Annotated in this window: 17 protein-coding genes and 1 other annotated feature (1 of these 18 cut by a window edge); of the genes, 6 read left to right on the forward strand and 11 right to left on the reverse strand. The window is 47.3% G+C overall.

The window, feature by feature from the left end; translation table 11 throughout:
* Nucleotides 1-98: 98 nt before the first annotated feature.
* Nucleotides 99-443, reverse strand: coding sequence for a thioredoxin family protein (locus GCU48_RS05620; protein WP_152379360.1), 345 nt, complete (start codon nt 441-443; stop codon nt 99-101).
* Between the two features lie 151 nt (nt 444-594).
* Here GCU48_RS05620 and GCU48_RS05625 point away from each other — a divergent pair, with 151 nt between their 5' ends.
* Nucleotides 595-1,884 carry a DUF2515 family protein gene (locus tag GCU48_RS05625; protein ID WP_152379361.1) on the forward strand — a complete coding sequence of 430 codons (1,290 nt, stop codon included), beginning with the start codon at nt 595-597 and terminating at the stop codon, nt 1,882-1,884.
* Between the two features lie 26 nt (nt 1,885-1,910).
* On the opposite strand, the gene GCU48_RS05630 is transcribed toward GCU48_RS05625, so the two are convergent.
* The 7 genes from GCU48_RS05630 to GCU48_RS05660 all read right to left on the reverse strand — a co-directional run bounded on the left by GCU48_RS05630 (nt 1,911) and on the right by GCU48_RS05660 (nt 11,073).
* On the reverse strand, nt 1,911-3,545 hold the full coding sequence (locus GCU48_RS05630; RefSeq protein ID WP_152379362.1) for a putative polysaccharide biosynthesis protein: 1,635 nt from the start codon (nt 3,543-3,545) through the stop codon (nt 1,911-1,913).
* Between the two features lie 125 nt (nt 3,546-3,670).
* Nucleotides 3,671-4,156, reverse strand: coding sequence for a DUF456 domain-containing protein (locus GCU48_RS05635; RefSeq protein WP_152379363.1), 486 nt, complete (start codon nt 4,154-4,156; stop codon nt 3,671-3,673).
* 77 nt (nt 4,157-4,233) lie between these two features.
* Nucleotides 4,234-4,983, reverse strand: a complete 750-nt coding sequence (locus GCU48_RS05640) for a Cof-type HAD-IIB family hydrolase (protein WP_152379364.1) — start codon at nt 4,981-4,983, stop codon at nt 4,234-4,236.
* An 83-nt stretch (nt 4,984-5,066) separates the two neighbouring features.
* Entirely contained in the window at nt 5,067-7,145 is a 2,079-nt protein-coding gene (locus GCU48_RS05645) for a peptidoglycan D,D-transpeptidase FtsI family protein (protein ID WP_152379365.1), read from the reverse strand.
* Between the two features lie 174 nt (nt 7,146-7,319).
* Entirely contained in the window at nt 7,320-9,404 is a 2,085-nt protein-coding gene (locus tag GCU48_RS05650; RefSeq protein ID WP_152379366.1) for a peptidoglycan D,D-transpeptidase FtsI family protein, read from the reverse strand.
* Between the two features lie 19 nt (nt 9,405-9,423).
* Complete coding sequence (locus GCU48_RS05655; protein ID WP_152379367.1) at nt 9,424-10,575, reverse strand: transglutaminase domain-containing protein; 1,152 nt, start codon at nt 10,573-10,575, stop codon at nt 9,424-9,426.
* A gap of 15 nt (nt 10,576-10,590) precedes the next feature.
* Nucleotides 10,591-11,073, reverse strand: coding sequence for a hypothetical protein (locus GCU48_RS05660; RefSeq protein ID WP_152379368.1), 483 nt, complete (start codon nt 11,071-11,073; stop codon nt 10,591-10,593).
* 230 nt (nt 11,074-11,303) lie between these two features.
* Here GCU48_RS05660 and GCU48_RS05665 point away from each other — a divergent pair, with 230 nt between their 5' ends.
* From GCU48_RS05665 to GCU48_RS05670, 3 genes are all read left to right on the forward strand, one after another.
* Nucleotides 11,304-12,476, forward strand: a complete 1,173-nt coding sequence (locus GCU48_RS05665; RefSeq protein ID WP_152379369.1) for an MFS transporter — start codon at nt 11,304-11,306, stop codon at nt 12,474-12,476.
* 150 nt (nt 12,477-12,626) lie between these two features.
* The gene (locus GCU48_RS27680) at nt 12,627-12,704 is read left to right on the forward strand and encodes a YjcZ family sporulation protein (RefSeq protein ID WP_231503732.1); all 78 of its coding nucleotides are present in this window, start codon (nt 12,627-12,629) and stop codon (nt 12,702-12,704) included.
* A 164-nt stretch (nt 12,705-12,868) separates the two neighbouring features.
* Nucleotides 12,869-13,210, forward strand: coding sequence for a toprim domain-containing protein (locus tag GCU48_RS05670; RefSeq protein ID WP_025720019.1), 342 nt, complete (start codon nt 12,869-12,871; stop codon nt 13,208-13,210).
* Nucleotides 13,211-13,332: 122 nt separating this feature from the next.
* Here the strand turns inward: GCU48_RS05670 and cyoE are convergent, their stop codons facing one another.
* Complete coding sequence (gene cyoE / locus GCU48_RS05675; RefSeq protein ID WP_152379370.1) at nt 13,333-14,277, reverse strand: heme o synthase; 945 nt, start codon at nt 14,275-14,277, stop codon at nt 13,333-13,335.
* A gap of 200 nt (nt 14,278-14,477) precedes the next feature.
* Between cyoE and GCU48_RS05680 the strand changes: the two genes are divergently transcribed.
* Nucleotides 14,478-15,461: a metal-dependent hydrolase gene (locus GCU48_RS05680; RefSeq protein ID WP_152379371.1), complete on the forward strand. Its 984-nt coding sequence runs from the start codon at nt 14,478-14,480 to the stop codon at nt 15,459-15,461.
* 252 nt (nt 15,462-15,713) lie between these two features.
* Here the strand turns inward: GCU48_RS05680 and GCU48_RS05685 are convergent, their stop codons facing one another.
* Nucleotides 15,714-15,935, reverse strand: coding sequence for an alpha/beta-type small acid-soluble spore protein (locus GCU48_RS05685; RefSeq protein ID WP_013311857.1), 222 nt, complete (start codon nt 15,933-15,935; stop codon nt 15,714-15,716).
* 119 nt (nt 15,936-16,054) lie between these two features.
* Between GCU48_RS05685 and GCU48_RS26775 the strand changes: the two genes are divergently transcribed.
* Nucleotides 16,055-16,222 (forward strand): hypothetical protein, encoded by a 168-nt coding sequence (locus GCU48_RS26775; RefSeq protein WP_167518651.1) that lies wholly within the window; start codon nt 16,055-16,057, stop codon nt 16,220-16,222.
* Between the two features lie 61 nt (nt 16,223-16,283).
* On the opposite strand, the gene trpS is transcribed toward GCU48_RS26775, so the two are convergent.
* A complete protein-coding gene (trpS, locus tag GCU48_RS05690; RefSeq protein WP_025720015.1) occupies nt 16,284-17,273 on the reverse strand; it encodes a tryptophan--tRNA ligase in 990 nt (329 codons plus the stop codon).
* A 56-nt stretch (nt 17,274-17,329) separates the two neighbouring features.
* Nucleotides 17,330-17,497, reverse strand: a binding site (T-box leader) (it continues 91 nt past the right edge of the window).

The raw sequence follows: 17,497 nt of genomic DNA on the forward strand, positions 1-17,497 counted from the left end.
AACGTGTCCGTAAGAAAACCGTCTCCTTTATCAGGAGGCGGTTTTCTGATTGTCTTGATGATTATGGTTCCCTCGGAGTCATGCATATACTGCATCCATTATTTGGCCAAGTTAGCGTGAACATCAACTGCCCGATCCAAAAATTGCTCGATTTCCTCACGGGATTTACGCAATCTGTTGACCAGACGTACCAGCTCGCGCCCTTCGCTGTAAGCGATAAAGCTGGGAATACCCAGAACATTTTGCTCCTGGCTGACGCTTTCGGCCTGCTCAACATCAATTTCAATTAATGTAAGCTTGTCTGCATATTGTTGCTCTACATCAGGCATAAACGGATCAATAAAATGACAATCTCCACACCAGTCCGCCTTAAACACAGCCACGGTTACGCCAGAAGTTGATATTGCCTTATTAAAGTCTTCATGAGAGACGATTTTTTGCATACCTTTTTCCTCCTTAGATTCGGTTGTAAAAAAGAGCTTACTCCTCTATTGTAACGCTAAACAACGCTTTTGATAAGACAAGTACGGTTTTGGGCATACTAATGCATATACCGGAGTGAATCTGAATACCGTGAAAGGAGGTTATCAAGACATGTCTCTCACCGAATGGTTCCATGTAGCAACAAAGCAGCTTCAAGGCGGGCTAAAGCTACTCGGTTCTGTTCCGCGTGTTGCGGAGGAGGCTTGGGAGGGCAAACGGGCGGCCTGGACTGAATCCCGCAAGTTGCGTTATCCACTGCGTGAGCTGCCATGGGATTATCGTACCGCACAGGCCGCAATGGATGAAGCTGAAGCGCTAATGATGACGAACGGACCAGCTACGCGCCCCTCTTCTCTGAATATGCCCTTATGCGAAACAGACTGTGAGCTGCTGGAGCGGATCAAAAACGCTACCGCGCACGAGAACCGCAGCAACATCACACGAACTGCAGCTTACCTCGAATGCTATCGTGGCTATCCGGAATTGCATTGGGCACTATTGGCTCATCTCGTTTCTCGTAATGGCGGTTATAATATGACCGATCTCAAAGGCAGCCTGATCGGCAATCTGTTCAACGAGCAGGAAAAGGAGTGGCTATATCGGCTACTGGAGCGCTGCAACGCCCTTATTTTTCAGGATGCTTATCCGCAGCTGCAACTTTACATGCACAGCCGTCATTTGGGGCGAAGCTGCTTTCATTTATTGCCCTATTTTCACGTATCGCCATTCATGAGACCCTTTTGGGAACGCTTCTGGGCTTGGCGGGATAGCTCTCTATTGACCGTCGCTCTCATTATTAACGAACAAAACTATATTGAGGGGCGTGTTGTAAAAGATCCATATTTTCAAAAATTTGTAATGCACAAGCCAGGCTTTTATTTGCATGATTGGCTTCAGCTCAACCAGGTGATATTCCCACTTGGGTTGAACGGCGGACTCGCAGGACTTGTGATGGAGCGTTTTGGCCATCTGGACGAGCGAATTGGCTTTGGGAAAAGTCTTTATGCCATCCTGTTCGGTCACCAGCAGGTGCTGGATCAAGTGTCAGCATTCGTTGCCAGCGTGCCGCATACGGGTTCACGCAGCGACTATTGGCCTGGACTCTTCACCCCGAATGAACAAAAAGCGTTGCACTCTCCGAAAGAGAGCGCAACGCTTCTAGCACATGAATGGCTGCCGCCAGGACAACGCCTGTACAGCCCGGAATTGAACGTCGTCTGGTCGGATACGGCTTATGATCCGATTCCCCGTTACGACTGGTTTCAGGACGGCTCCACGCTCGGGCATCTGAGCGAGCCAAGGCGACCACTGTTATTTGCTATGCGGCATGAGCATCGCCACGGCATCCAAAAAACAGCAATGGTCCACGACACCCATGTCAACCTGCGGCCTTTCCACTGAGAAGGCTGAAAGGCTATCAATGCTTCTTAGCCCTGTTGTCCTGAAAACCCACGCTGGAGACGCATCAGCGGACGCAGTACCTTTTGCAATATACGCGGATAATTACTCAGCTCATCGCTGCGCAGCACACCCAGCACAACCAGCAGAACCAGATAGCACACCAGTACAACCCCTCCGGCGATACAGCAAGCGATAAGGAAGGCTATACGTGCAGGCATAAAGTGCACCAGCGGAATGCAAGCTTCATTTACACCATACCCGATTGCTCCCGAGACTACGACTGTCACCAAAAAACCTGCCCAGCGTCGGCCCATGATGGAGAAGGAAACGATCCCTTTGAGCACTCTCAAGTTCAACAGCGTTATCACGAGGAAACATAATCCGGTCGCAGCAAGGATGCCATAAATTCCAAGCCAGCCAGCCAGCAGCCAGCTTGCCACAGATTTAACCAAGATACCAAACATAACATTAACCATTGAAATACGCGGCTTGCCCATACCAATTAAAATTGAGTTGGACGTCATCATGGTAATCTGGAATATCGTCCCAAGTGTTAAAACAGCGATAATCCCGCTTCCTCCAAGCGAGCTGAACAGTAAGCCATTAATGGAATAGGCGGTTACACATAAAGCCAGCACAATCGGCATTCCGGTCAAAATAGAGATACGCAAGGCCAGCGTCATCTGATTTTGCAAATGGCGTTCATCCTTGCGGGCAAAAGCCGCCGAAATGATCGGAATGAGCGATGTGCTAAGCGCAATGGCTAAAATCGGCGGAATTCCCGCCACACTTTGTGCCCGCGACCCTAGATAACCCAATTGGGTAGTGGCCTGATCCAATCCAATCTGACCAGACAGCAGTCTAACTACAATCGACGTATCAATAAAATAGACCGCCGGAACCGTCAGGGATGACAATACGATGGGAATAGACAGGGTGAAAATGTCTTTGTAAATGCGCAGCATCGGCAGCGCGGAGCTTTCCTCCTGGAATTGCTCCTGTCGATCCTTGTGATCCTGGCGACGCAATTTCACCGTGTAGTACAACATAACCGCCAGTGCGGCGATGCTCCCCATGACACCCCCAAAGGATGCCCCGGCCGCAACCTCACGGTCTCCATAACCCAGCTTCAAAATAATAAAAGCGAGTATAATAGCGGTCGCCACCCGTGCAACCTGCTCCACAATTTGTGAAATTCCGCCTGCGGTCATATTGCCTCGTCCTTGGAAGTACCCGCGCATCATGGCAATGGCGGGAAACAACAGCAAGGCTGGTGCCAAAGCCTGAATAGCCAAAGCGGACTGTGGAACCCCTGCTACATGCTTAGCAAAATAAGGCGCTCCAAAATACAGCACCGCAGTGATGACAATGCCTGCCACGGCCGCAAATAGCAAAGCCGCTTGATACACGCGTCGCGCCTCCGAAGGCCGGTTCAGCGCATAGCGCTCCGAAACCATTTTGCTTAATGTACTAGGAATGCCAGCTGTAGCCACTGTGAGCAGCATCAGATAAGCATTGTTCGCAATGGTAAACGAGGCGTTCCCCACGGAGCCGAGCAAATGCTCCAGTGGAACACGCTGTACCAGACCAAGTACTCTGGCCACGAGGGCGGCAGCGGCTAAAATCAGCGTGCCTTTAAGGAATGTTTCTTTATTGGACAAAATGTGTTCCCTTCTTTCTTGCTGTTCACATACCTGCAAAAGCCCCGCAAAAAAACAGTCATGGCCTGAGCCATCACCGGTGCGGAGCCGCATGTCGATTCTGTCTCTGCAATCATAATAACGGGTTATCCGTGTAACACCCAAATCAAGAATACTATAATCATAGCAAGCTGCAAAATCACTTTCATCACGGTGCTGGTCAACAGCCCCAATACGGAGCCAAAGCCCACTTTTACAGCTCGATCCAGCGGCGCTTTACCAATCAGTTCACCCAGCACAGCGCCGATGAATGGCCCCAAAATCAGGCCGAATGCCGGAATAACGAAGGGCCCAATAATAATCCCGACCGTGCTGAGGATCGCCGACAGACGCGAACCGCCAAATCGCTTGACTCCCCACGCATTAACAGCATAGTCCGCAACAAAAAGTGCAACCACGATTAGTGTTTGTATAATCCAAAATAACTTACTATATGAAGAAAACGAGAAAAACCAACCGTACACAAAAAAAGCAAAATAGATAGCGAGCGCCCCCGGCAATACGGGATATACCGCCCCGGCCATGCCAACAATGAACAGCACGACAATAACAATCCAGCCTACAACGTCCATGGGCCCCCTCCTTCTTGTCCATTCATCCCATATGCAGCCTCATGCGTTCTATTAAAACGTTCTAGTAAGCCGTTCTTTTAAACAAGTATATAATCACGGATGACTTCTACGATACCGTCGTCATTGTTGGACGCCACGACCAGATCAGCCGCTTCTTTTACCGTGTCCTGAGCATTGCCCATCGCTACACCTAGTCCAGCCGCTTGAATGACGGCCAGGTCATTCAGACTGTCGCCAACCGCAACCACCTGGTCCATTGTAATTCCCAACAGATCGCACACTTCAGCGATTCCACTTGCTTTTGATATGCCAGCCGGGTTAATTTCCAGATTCGTCATTGAGGAGTTGGAAATTTCAAGTCCTCCCATATCCTGAAGCTGGAGTAAAATTTGATGGCGAATTTCGTCATTTTCCGTATTATAACCAAATTTGAGCCATTCCTGTGTGTCTAATGTATCAGTCCAACGGTCTCTGTTATATAATTCCTCTGTTGAGCAAGCCCAAAACCAGGAGTCTGTTTCAACAGCAATCTGGTGCATCTTGCGAACAAGCTCCCGATCAAGCAAATAACGGCGCCACAGCTCATGAGGTGATTTCCATACCTCACTGCCGTTTACCGTTACCATTGGCGTTTCCAAGCCGAGCTGCTGGCCATAGGGCAGAGCATACATCGCTGCCCGTCCGGTAGACAGGCATACATGAATTCCCTCCTGAATCGCCTTGTTAATCCAGTTAATCGTATCTAGGGTAATCTCCTGATTGTCGTTCAGCAGAGTTCCATCCATATCGAGCGCCAGCAGTTTGTATTTATATTGGTTCTCTCCCATAGTTTCTCTTCCTCCTGTAATGTCCCATATGTCCAACGACATTTTACCATGAAAAAGAGAAGCCCACAAAAGAATTCAAGTCCTTACTTCGATGTCTGCGGCTTTTTTGGGGTACCATCCAGCCCGTATACCTCGTCATACGCATCAAATATTTTACGTGCCACCGGCCCGGCGCTCGTCGCGCCAAAGCCCCCTTCGGGAATAATAACCGCTACGGCCAGCTTCGGATTTTGCCGCGGTGCAAAAGCGATGAACACCCCGTTATCTTTAACAGCACGTCCCACTACCTGCTCAGAAGTCCCTGTTTTACGTGCATAATCATACGGAAATCCGTTAAAAGCTTTGACATCTGTAGCCATACCGCGAATGATCGTATTCCAGTACGTTTCGGGAAAAGCGACCACATTCAGCACCTTTGGCTTCAATTCACGCACGAGATTCCCTTGATCATCCACAATCTTGCTGGCCAAATGAGGCTGCATACGCTTGCCCTTTGTTGCCAGTACAGTCGTATATTGAGCCAGCTGCATCGTCGTGTATTTCCCTTGTTGGCCGAAGGATGCCTGCACCAAGCGCGTCAGCGCACTTTCCTGCTTGCTCATATACTCAAGTCTGCCCGCCCATTCGCCCGGCAAATCTACTTCAGTCGGCACGCCTAATCCAAATTCCTTCATATACTTGTCCCATACATCAATCCCCTGATGCATCCCTACATTACTTCCGTATTTGTCATACAGCGGCTTGCCGATCATATCCACCATAAACGTATTGGATGAAAATTCAATGGCTTTGTCTGGGGTCAAACTACCGTACACATGTCCGCCCGAATTACCGACACGGCTGGATTGATTTTTTCCGTAATACGCGCTCCCTGTATCCAAATAAGTTTGTCCAGGTGAAAACAAGTTTTCCTCCAACCCGATCAGCACGGTCAACGGTTTAATAGTTGAACCCAGCAGCACGGAGGACTCCGGGTGCGGACCCGATTTTCCACTCGGTACAGATTTAATCGTTCCGTTCCCCATTTTATGCTGAATTTCACTATATACCGAAGGCGAAGTACTTCCAGTTTTCCATACATTAGGGTCATAATCCGGCATACTGGTCATCGCTACGACATTTCCTGTCTCGACCTCCATCGCTACAGCAAAGCCCGTGGTGGCATCTTGGTGGAGCTTTCCGGATACCGGATGAGTATGAAGCCAGCGAAGCTGATCCATAATCGCCTGCTCGGTTTTTTGCTGAATTTCCTTGTTGATGGTGGAATAGAGATGATGTCCTTTTTGCGGAGGAGTCATCGATTCAACGCCCTCCGGCATGCTGCTCGGATTGACTTCTACCGTTTTATAGCCGTTTTTTCCTCTCAGCTCGTCCTGGTACTGCAGCTCCAGACCATCATATCCGACCGTTTCACTTTCCAGGTAAACCTGTTCTGGTCTTAGAACCTCCGAATTGGCTTGGTGCAGCTCTTTATATTTGGTTCGATTCGCACGTGCTCCTTTGAACTTATACATATATCCAATCGCTTGGACCGCTACCCGATCCGGGTCATAATGGCGGACACTTTCTTCTACTACCTCCACACCGGGAAATTCCTTTTTGTGCTCCAGAAAATATGCAATCTCCTCCCGGCTCAAGTCGGATTTGACCAAACGCGGGGTAAATCCCCTATATTGATTATAGTCCGGGTCCAGGCGTTTCTTAATTTCCGGTGCATCAAGCTTTTCCCCATCTTTATGTCCCAATTTATTTAGTTTGGCAGCGAGCTTATCTGCAAAAACATTAAGCTCAGGAAGCAGCCTTTCCCCAGGCTTACGGACCTTCTCTGCACGCTTGCTATAATCCTTGGACAAGGTTACATACAGGGATTGTACCGGAGTTGAATACGCCAGTTTCACCTTACCCGTAGAGTCATAAATCGTGCCACGATTCGGAGCTAACGGGACATTTTTGGTATTCACGGACTGCTGCAGCCCCTTTAGCTCCTCGGATTGTACAAACTGCAGTACAGCTAGTCTGGTAATGATAAGGGCAAACAGCACAAAAGCACTGAAAAAAATAAGGTTCATTCGAAAGGTCGTCCGTTTTTTGTATGTCTCCTCGTTCTCTTCATTATTTTTCTTTTTGAATGAAAATTTTTTATCCAAACCACTTTTGTCCATACAGTCTGATCAATACTCCTTTCACTGGATCTCATATTCCTGATCCTACCATAAGTAGCGCAAATAACGATGAATTTGACGATGACAATTTTGTAAGAAATCATACAAAAAAAAAAGCTTCCCTCAGCATAAGCTAAGAGAAGCTTTATAAAATGGAATTATTGTATGAATTGATTATGGCTGTTTGACTGTATTAGGGTCGGTTGTTGTGGCATCCTTTTTCTTCGGAACACCGTCCAGACCATAAACTTCGTCGTAAGCATCAAATATTTTACGTGCCACAGGTCCGGCACTCCAGGCCCCGAAGCCTCCTTCAGGAATGACAACCGCTACGGCCAGCTTCGGATGCTGGCGTGGTGCAAAGGCGATAAATACCCCGTTATCCTTCAGCTTGCCGCCTACGCTTTGCTGCGATGTACCTGTTTTGCGGGCAAAGTCATAAGGGAAACCATTAAATGCACTGACGTCGGTCGACATCCCGCGTATAACCTCATTCCAATAGGCATCCGGGAAATCCACTTCATTCAGCACTTTAGGCTTAATAGTTTGAACCACATTGCCGTTGGCATCTTTAATTTGGCTGACCAGATGCGGCTCCATCCGTTTGCCCTTGTTTGCAATCATCGCTGCATATTGCGCAAGTTGCATAGGTGTATATTTACCTTGTTGCCCAAAAGATGCATAAACCAATTTGGAAAGTGCTGATTCTGTTTTGCTCCTCGCGTACTCCCGATACCCCAGGAACTCACCGGGCAAGTCTACTCCAGTAGGAACGCCTAGTCCAAACTCCTTCATGTAACGGTCCCATACGTTGACGCCCTGGTCTTCTGAGGTGTTATTAATATATTTGTTGTATAAGCGCTTGCCAACCATGTCGACCATAAATACATTGGAGGAATGGCGAATCGCGGAAGCTGGGTCTAACGAGCCGTATACATGACCAGATGAGTTTCGCACCCGCGAAGAGTTGTTACGTCCGAAATAAGCCGCACCTGTATCTTGGTAATACGTATTTGTTGTAAACAGTCCTTCTTCCAATCCAATAAGAACAGACAACGGTTTAATAGTTGATCCAAGAAGTACAGTAGAATCAGGATGCTGTCCAGATTGACCAGATCCAACGTTCTTAATTGTACCGTTTTGATAAACATGTTCAATCTCTTTATATTTTTCTGTCGAAATATTACCTGTTTGCCAATAATTAGCATCGTAATCCGGCATACTGGCCATCGCCACCACATTGCCTGTATCCACTTCCATAGCAACCGCAAAGCCAGTTTTGGCATAAGGGTGTGTACTACCAGATACAGCATGGGTATGCAACCATCTCAATTGATCCATAATAGCATTTTCCGTCTTAACCTGAATCTCTTTGTTAATCGTTGAATAGATATTATCTCCTTTTTCCGGAGGAGTAACGGAATCTACACCTTCCGCCATATTGCGCGGATCTATCGGGACGGTTTTATAGCCATTTTTTCCTCGTAGCTGTTCTTGGTATTGCAACTCCAGTCCATCAAAGCCGACAGATTCATTATCCATATATATGAGGCCAGGATCACTATCAGCGGAGAGAGACTTCTGAATTTCTTTATATTTAGTTAACGTTTCACGCGCACTTTTGTAGCTTTTAATATAACCGACCGTTTGAACAGCTACTGTATCAGGATCATAATGGCGTACGGTTTCCTCGACCACATCTATTCCGGGAAACTCGCTCTTATGCTGCATAAAATAGGCGACTTCTTCTTTACTGAGATTCGTTTTAATCAGACGGGGCGTAAAGCCGCTAAACCGTTGATAGTTCCGGTCCATCTCATCCATAATTTGTGCAGCCGTCATTTTCGGTTCGTCTTTATTCCCATATTCAGCAAAGCGATTCGCCAGCCTTTGCGCCATATTCTCCAGCTCAGGCAACAGCTTTTTATCAGGATCACGCTTTTCTTCCACGCTGTCACTATAATTCTTGGAGAGTGTGATATACAGCGATTGTACAGGTGTAGAATACGCCAGCCTGTTCTGCCCGGTTGCATCGTAAATAGTTCCGCGAATCGGCGTAAGCGGCACATTTTTAGTAACATTACTGGCCTCCTGCTGCTTAAGCTGAGGTCCCTCTACAAATTGAAGTATCGCCAGTCTTACAATGATCACTGTAAATATAATGAACGAGCTGAAAAAAAACAGATTGATCCTGAAGCTGAATCTTTTTCGATCGGACGACTCGTTGTCTTTTCCCTGCTCGTTGTCCATCTTTCTCATGTGCCCTTCTCCACTCCTTTTAAATCACTTTATCCTTGACATGGGTCTGGGCAAAACCAGGCGGATTAAACCAATCTCCGCTTTGCGCCCAGGTCGGGTCTAGCGGTACCCACTGATGCGAGCCGCTTAAATATACTTCATTCCAGGCATGTGGTCCATAGCCCCCCTGTCCGTTGTATCCCAGTCCGGTCACCACCTTGACCTGAAGTCCCTGAGAACGGGCCATCACCGCATACAGGCGGGCATAGTCAATGCAGACACCCTTGCGTGTATCAAATGTATCTCTGGGGGTCTGCTCATGCCAGTCGCCACGCTGCTCATAAGCTTCTACCTTACCGTAATCATAGCTGATACGGGTGCCTACCCACTCATACAGCGCTCTGGCTTTTTGCTCATCACCACTAGTCCCCTGTGTAATCTTGGCCGCAGCCTGACCGATATCGTTCGGAATTTCCCGGTCGATCATTTCGTATTTACGCTGCATGATGCTGTTTAATTCCTTGGTAACGGCCTGTGTAAATACGGGCAGCTTATCCTTAATCAGGGTACCGGATAACGGCTCAATGACTGATTGCGCCCCTTGTTTATAAATCGGTGAAGCCTGAACATAGCTACTAAACGCGCTGTCCGGGTATAAGCTTACACCTATGAACAACAAGGCTATCACCATGATGGCGCGTGCTCCGCCGATCACCGTACCAATCCCGGCCCCAGCCATCCTGCTGAAAAAACCTGATTTTTTTTGCTGCTCACGAACAGGAGAATCCGACCTGCCACCTGCTACCAGCACATAAATCGCACGTAGTACAAATTGAGCGATCGCATAGCTGAGCATAAATAATACGGCAAACCGCAGTAGCGGAAAGCCCTCTAGTCCTGCCAGAAGCGTATAATAAAATTGCTCGATCCCGCTTAGCCCTCGTTGCGGCAAGTGCTCCATATAAGCTGCCAGCCATTGCTGCACCTTCGGTGAAAGCCACATGGCTAACCCGAGAGAGCACAAAATGCCCGCCACGGTGAGTATGCCATCCACAATGAGACTAAACAGCGCACCTACAGATCTGGAAGCTCCTCGCCTCCACCCCTGTATCAACGACAACAGTACGATGGCGATCAAAAACACCGTCACGCCATTCCAATGAAGAATAGACTCCAGCCAGGATGGATTCATCGTGTTCCTCCTTTCTTACGGCGACTGCGGCGACTGTGTAATAGCCGAGCCTTTCGCACTTTCGATATATTTCTTGACCGTATCACTCATACTCCACTCGCCCAGCGACATTCCCTGAAACCATACCTTGACCTTGTCACCTTCAAACGGTCCTTTTACTTCCAGATTGGAGCTGGTTACTGAAAATGTACCATCCCCGTTGGAGGTGTATTTGGCATGTTGGGCCTCTTTTATCATCATGTTCAAAGCTTCGCTCTGAACCTTGTTAATCGCATCATCCTTTGCCTGAGTAACTACCTTGCCGACCTGTTCAAAGGAAATACCGCTGTAGATTAGCAAGCCTGCAATCACCACAATGACGATCAGCCATTTTACAAGAACTCTTACAACCTTCAATATAACAAGCAATAGGACAAGCCCAACCAATATATACAGCCAGTTATCCTGAACGATCTGCCAATTATGTTCCAAAAACTCTGTCCAGACGTTTTTATCCATTTTCGCTACACTCCCGTTTTCAACTGCATGATTCAAAATGCAAAATTGTCTCTGTAATTATACATGATTCCATGATGTCCTGTCAGCTTAGCTCTTTTCCACTGCAGGAGCAGGTCCATTCAAATCTTGTCCTTGCAAAATGGTCTATGTTCGTCCACTTCCGCGTACAACTTAGGAAGGACGATACGCAGCAGCATGAAAGTTTACGTTAGGGAAAGGGGGTCATCCGCTTGAAAACAGCCCTCTGGCTGTATCTCTTTTTGTTCATTGCCTTTTTTGATCTGCATGCACAATATCCTATTCTGACACCATTCGCTATTTCCCTGGGTGCGGCACCTACCTTTATCGGCTGGATGATGGGGATTTACTCCCTGACTCACCTGCCTGGTAATTTGATGGCCGGTCCCATGGTCGACAAGCACGGCAGCCGTCGATATATTATGTTCAGTCTGACAGCCGCAGGCATCATCCTTATCATTCAATCGTACATCCACACCCCGTGGGAATTACTTTTTCTGCGTGCGATTAGCGGTTTTGTGCTGGCCTTTTTGTCCCCGGCCTGTCTGGCTATGTTAGCACAGCTATCCGATCATCCAGTTACACAGGGCAAATATATGTCGGGACACGGCGTCATCCACACGCTGGCCTCTGTCCTGTCTCCAGCGGCGGGAGCGTTCATCGTAGCCAGCTTCGGCTTTAGCGAGACATTCAGCTCGCTGGGCATCATTCTCGTAATCACGGGACTGATGGCGTATTTCTCTCTGCCTAAAGCAACCCCTGCTCCACAGGCCCAATTATCTGATGGACAAACGATATCTGCTCCATCGTCCGGGTCACAACCGCTTGTACCATTCAATTGGCGTTATCTGTTCCTACCTTTTGTTTTGGCGTGTGCACAAGGCATTTTATTTTATGAGATTCCATTGCGGAATAACGGTTCTGCGTCCATGATGTCCACCGGACTGCTCTTTTCTATTATCAGCTTGGGAGCGCTCTGTACGCTCAGCTTGCTTTTTTTAAACAAATATTCACCAATGATTCGGCTGATTTGCGGCATTATTCTGATGTCCCTAAGCTTCTACGCACTCGCCATCGTACCCGAAGCAACAATCGGCATTATACTTTTTATTTTGGGGACCGCCAAAGGTGTGATTTTCCCTGCACTGGCCTCCCTCTTTATACGGCTTGGAGGTACACGTCTGGGGAAAACCTTTGCACTGCAATCTATTGCGACATCCATTGGTTCCTTTGCCGGGCCTGTCCTGGCAGGTCAGCTGCCGGAGCATCTTTCTCCGTTTTTTGTCGCATTCTTAATTCTAATGCTCGGTTTGCTACTTATTCCTGTTAAGCGCTTATTTTCGACACCGCCATTATCTGCCCCAGGGCCTTATCAGTCCAGCTAATCTCCAAAATATAGCTATCTTTACAGCCCAAAATGCTGCTCCAGAGGGCAAGCGCACAGTACCTGATATCCCTACACACATAGACTAATTTGACTAACCATTAATTAAAAAAGGGAGGTGCAGCCCGTGAGCCACTGTCATCCTTGCCCTATTTTTGGAACTTCAACCGGCACCATTCTTGTTCTCTATGTTCTTCTTGTGATCATTCTCCGTACTTGCTGGATTTAATACCTGAATTGCCCAACATGCCGTCCTCGTACTCATGCCTGCCACTTCTGGCAGGCTGTTTTATTGTTTTTTGCATGAGAACCTCGTTTAGAGCTACACTATACACATATTTATTCATTTCCCGGGGAATTTCGAGCACATGCATCAAGCAGGGGGTGGGCAAGATGGCAATTACCATCATTGTCGAAGGAAAAAATGACCGCAGTAAACTTCGCCGATTACTTGACCCGGAGGTCCACATTTTGTGCACCTTCGGCACGTTAAACTCTACAAAACTGGAATCCCTCCGCAAGCGGGCAAAGCATGAGGAAATATACTTATTTATGGACAACGATAACTCTGGGAAGAAAATACGAGGGGTGCTTGCAGACACGTTCCCGGATGCACATCATATGTATACCCGCAAAGGGTATGCCGGCGTGGAAGGCACTCCGGATGAATACTTGATCGCTCAATTGGAGAAAGCAGGGCTGGAGGAATATATTATATATCCGCCCGTTCTTTAGTCTAAAAAAACAAAAAAAGCTGTCCGCAGGCTACTTTCATGCCTGATAGACAGCTATAGGATACATCTAACAAATGGTACTAACGATCATGTTAGAACTTATGAACCGTATCAACGATCATGTTAGAACTTATGAACCGTATCAACGATCATCAGCAGGAAGCTGAGTGTTAGATGATTGATGGAAAAGAAAAATACTTTTTTAGCCCAGGAATCCGTTTCTTCTTCCTTAATCGTAAAACCTTTAAAGGCATAAAATGCCCAAAGCACAGACAGTAACACGGACACAATCATGAAAATCATACCGGCATATCCATAAGCATACATCAGAATGGGTACCGGAATGAGCAGCACAATATAAGGAATCATTTGAATTTTTGTCCGATGAATGCCCTTCACGACCGGCAATAATGGAAATCCTGCCGCACGATATTCCTCAACTCTGCGGATCGCAAGTGCCCAAAAGTGAGGCGGTTGCCATAAAAACAACAGTGCGAATAAGAGCCAAGCGCCCATGTCAATACGACCGGAAGCAGCCACATAACCGATCACAGGAGGCATCGCCCCAGAAATACCGCCGATGGACGTACTCCATGTAGATGATCGTTTTAACCAAAGTGTATAAATACCAACGTAAACGAACATGCCAAGTATACCCAGTAGCCCTGCCTTGATGCCTGAGAAGGAGAACAGAACAGCCAACCCGGCAATACCCAAAATAATAGCGTAAGACAACACCGTTGTAGGAGTCAGGCGCCCTGTTGGCAGTGAGCGATTACGTGTACGTTCCATCTTCATGTCCAACTCACGATCAAAATAGTTGTTAAAGACACAAGAAGAGGCCATAATCAACACCGTACCTAAAAGTGTAAGAATTAACTTTATATAGTCAACGTCCCACTGTGAAGCCAACCAGAAACCACCAAAGGCTGCAACCAGATTTGTACGAAGAATGCCTGGCTTGGTGACTGTAATAAAATCTTTCCATGTGCCCGCTTTACCGGGTGGTTTAGATTTTACAGAGTAAGTAGCTGCATCCGAAGAAGTCTTATAACTAATATTATCCATTGTGAGTAACTCCCCCTTAGAAATGTATGAATTCGGGAGTAAGTTGAACTCCGATATAAATTTTATCATACACTCCCCCTAAAAAGTTTGACAGAAAACGCACAAAACGTTCACAAATGAATGGCAAATCGACCCTGCTGATCGTTTACAGTAAATTTGGGTAGTAATAATCACAGGATAAATTCAAAGGAGCGACAGATATGGATACAGCCACACACTTTGTCATGGGAGTCGGATTGGCCGGGCTGGCATACACTGATCCTGCCGTCGCCGGAGATCCAAAGCTGGCGGCAGTTGTTCTGCTCGCTACGGTCGTAGGTTCACAAGCTCCGGATTTTGACACCTTGCTACGATTAAAGAACAATGCAGCCTATATTCGGAATCACCGTGGACTGTCGCATTCCATTCCCTTCTGGTTGATATGGATTTTGTCCATAACGGGACTGATTTGCCTTATTTTCAGGGATGTGCCCCCTGGTCATGTGGCCCTATGGGTAACGATTGCCGTTTGCCTGCATGTATTCACCGATTTATTTAATACGTATGGGACACAGGCATTTCGGCCGTTTACGAACAAGTGGATATCCTGGAATATCATCCACATCTTTGATCCCTTTATTTTTGGCACCCACGTTGCTGCGATTATGCTATGGATCACCGGGTTGATTTCACCCGTTCCCTTGTTTATTACGCTGTACGTCATGATCGGCGTGTATTACATTTGGCGGACCTGGAGTCATTTTCGGATCAAAAATGCAGTACGTGATATGGACAATGAGCGCCAGCAAGGAGACACCTATTATATCATTCCCACCGTTTCTTGGAAGCGGTGGCATGTGGTAAAAGCACATCAGGATGGAAGCTATGACATTGGCGGACTAAACGGTAAGCATTTGTTTTGGACGAAGCATGCGGTTCCATCCACACATCCGGCTGCAGAAGCATCCAAATCCTATCGTGATGTGCAGGCGTTTCGTTATTTTTCTTCCTTTGCCGTTGCCGAGGTAGAAGAATTGGAATGGGGCTACATTGTGCGATGGGCAGACGTAAGATATCGCCACCGTAAGCAATATCCATTTGTCGCCGTCGTCGCGATGGATAAACAGTTCGGGCTGATCAACAGTTACATCGGCTGGCTCAGTCATGAAAAGATGCAAAAACGTCTCTCTCTGCATACAAATTAATAATGCTGGCAAACAGCAAGCCTTATAAAAGACAAACAGCAAGTCTCCTGTGATCTCGGAGCTTGCTGTTTTTTTCGAAAAAATCACACCTTCATAAAGACCTAGATGAAAGCGCCCTCTTGACGAAGCGGACTTGCGTGATTCACAATGGTTATAAGTCATGCGCACAAAAAATCCGGAGCATGATCGCTCCGGATTTTCTTCATCACAGTTGCTCATAATACAGCTTCCAAGATGGAGTGCTTATGTGTATTACTGCAAGCGGCTGCTGCCAGACAAGGATTGTTCAGCTTGTTGGACCAGCTTTTTCGTGATGTAGCCCCCAAGTGATCCCGTTTCGCGGGAAACGACATTACCAAAGTAACCGTCCTGAGGGATGGTGATGCCCAGTTCTTGAGCGGCCTCATATTTTAATTGTTGTAAAGCGGCGTTGGCCTGCGGTACTTGCAGGTTGTTTGAACGACGTCTGCTCATATTTGAATCTCCTTTCAGTTCTTTGTGAGTGAGGTTCATTGCAAGCTTGCAAGATTATTATGGCTCGCTTACACCTACTTATTCCTGAAATTCATCATTCAAAGCTGGAGGTTTTTACCATGAGCAAAGGTTTATCCCTGTGGTTCGCCGTTTCATCCATTGCCCTGCTGACAGCAGCCGCTATATCAATCAGTTATTCCGCATGGCTTGCCATTTTACTTGGATTTCTTTCTGTAGGCAACATCGGCTGGGGTTTCGTGATCAAGGCCCGCCTTCGCCGCTCTTAGCCCGCTCTATCACATCACCTGATTGTCCGTTGGCTGCCTGATGCGTTGACTATGTGTGCTTTTAGCGTAGTTGGGGCAGAAAGCCCATGCGCTCTTTGACCGCAGTCAGCGTGACTTCAGCGGCTTCTCGTGCACGTTCTGCGGATTGAGCCAAAATACGTCCAATTTCACCGGATTCCCGGATATCGTGGTATCGCTGCTGAATTGGCTCAAGCGTAGCTACAACAGCCTCTGCCAGTTCTTTTTTGAACGTGCCGTACATCTGACCTTCAAAGCGATCCTGTACTTCCTGAAGCGACAAGCCGGAGCATTGGCTATAAATGCCCATCAGATTGCTAATTTCCGGTTTACCTGCCGGATCATATCTAACCTCACTACCAGAGTCGGTAGTAGCGCGGCTGATTTTTTTGCGTATGACTTTCGGTTCGTCCAACATAGCAATATAGCTCCCGGCATTCGGGTTGCTTTTGCTCATTTTTTTGGATGCATCATCCAGGGACATAATTCTCGCCCCTACTTCAGGAATGTAAGGTTCGGGAACCGTAAAATAATCTCCATAGCGGTGATTAAAGCGGCCTGCCAAATCACGTGTCAGCTCCAAATGCTGTTTCTGGTCTTCACCTACAGGGACAAGATCTGCATTGTAGATTAAAATGTCCGCTGCCATCAGCGATGGATATACGAACAGTCCTGCTCCTACGGAATCCTTACCAGCGGCTTTATCCTTGAACTGGGTCATACGCTCCAGCTCGCCCATATTCGTCAGTGTTGTCATCAACCATCCCAATTCAGCATGCTGAGGAACATGGGATTGTAAAAAGACGTTGGATTTCTCCGGATTAATACCTGCCGCGATAAATAATGCTGCCACTGCCTCTGACTGCTCGCGCAATTGAGCCGGTTCCTGCGGTACGGTAATCGCATGAAGGTCTACAACCATGAAGTAACATTGGTGATCCTCTTGCAATTTTACAAAATTTTTCATAGCACCGATATAATTGCCCAATGTAAGTTGTCCGCTGGGCTGAATGCCTGAAAGTACAGTTTTCACGTTCATCATTCCTCCTAAGGTTTAATTTATTTTGAATGCAAAAAGGCCCCGCATCCTCAAGGGACGCGAGACCGTGGTACCACCCTTATTCATTGCCGCCAGTCCAAATACTTGTTGGGACTATGCCCATTGGCCGTCTGCAATCTTAAAGCTCCGTTAACGGGGAGTAATCGGCCGTCATACTTAGGATGATCAAATCCTGTTCTGTGCGGCACTCCAAGGTC

The organism is Paenibacillus brasilensis (assembly GCF_009363115.1).
Lineage (GTDB): Bacteria > Bacillota > Bacilli > Paenibacillales > Paenibacillaceae > Paenibacillus > Paenibacillus brasilensis.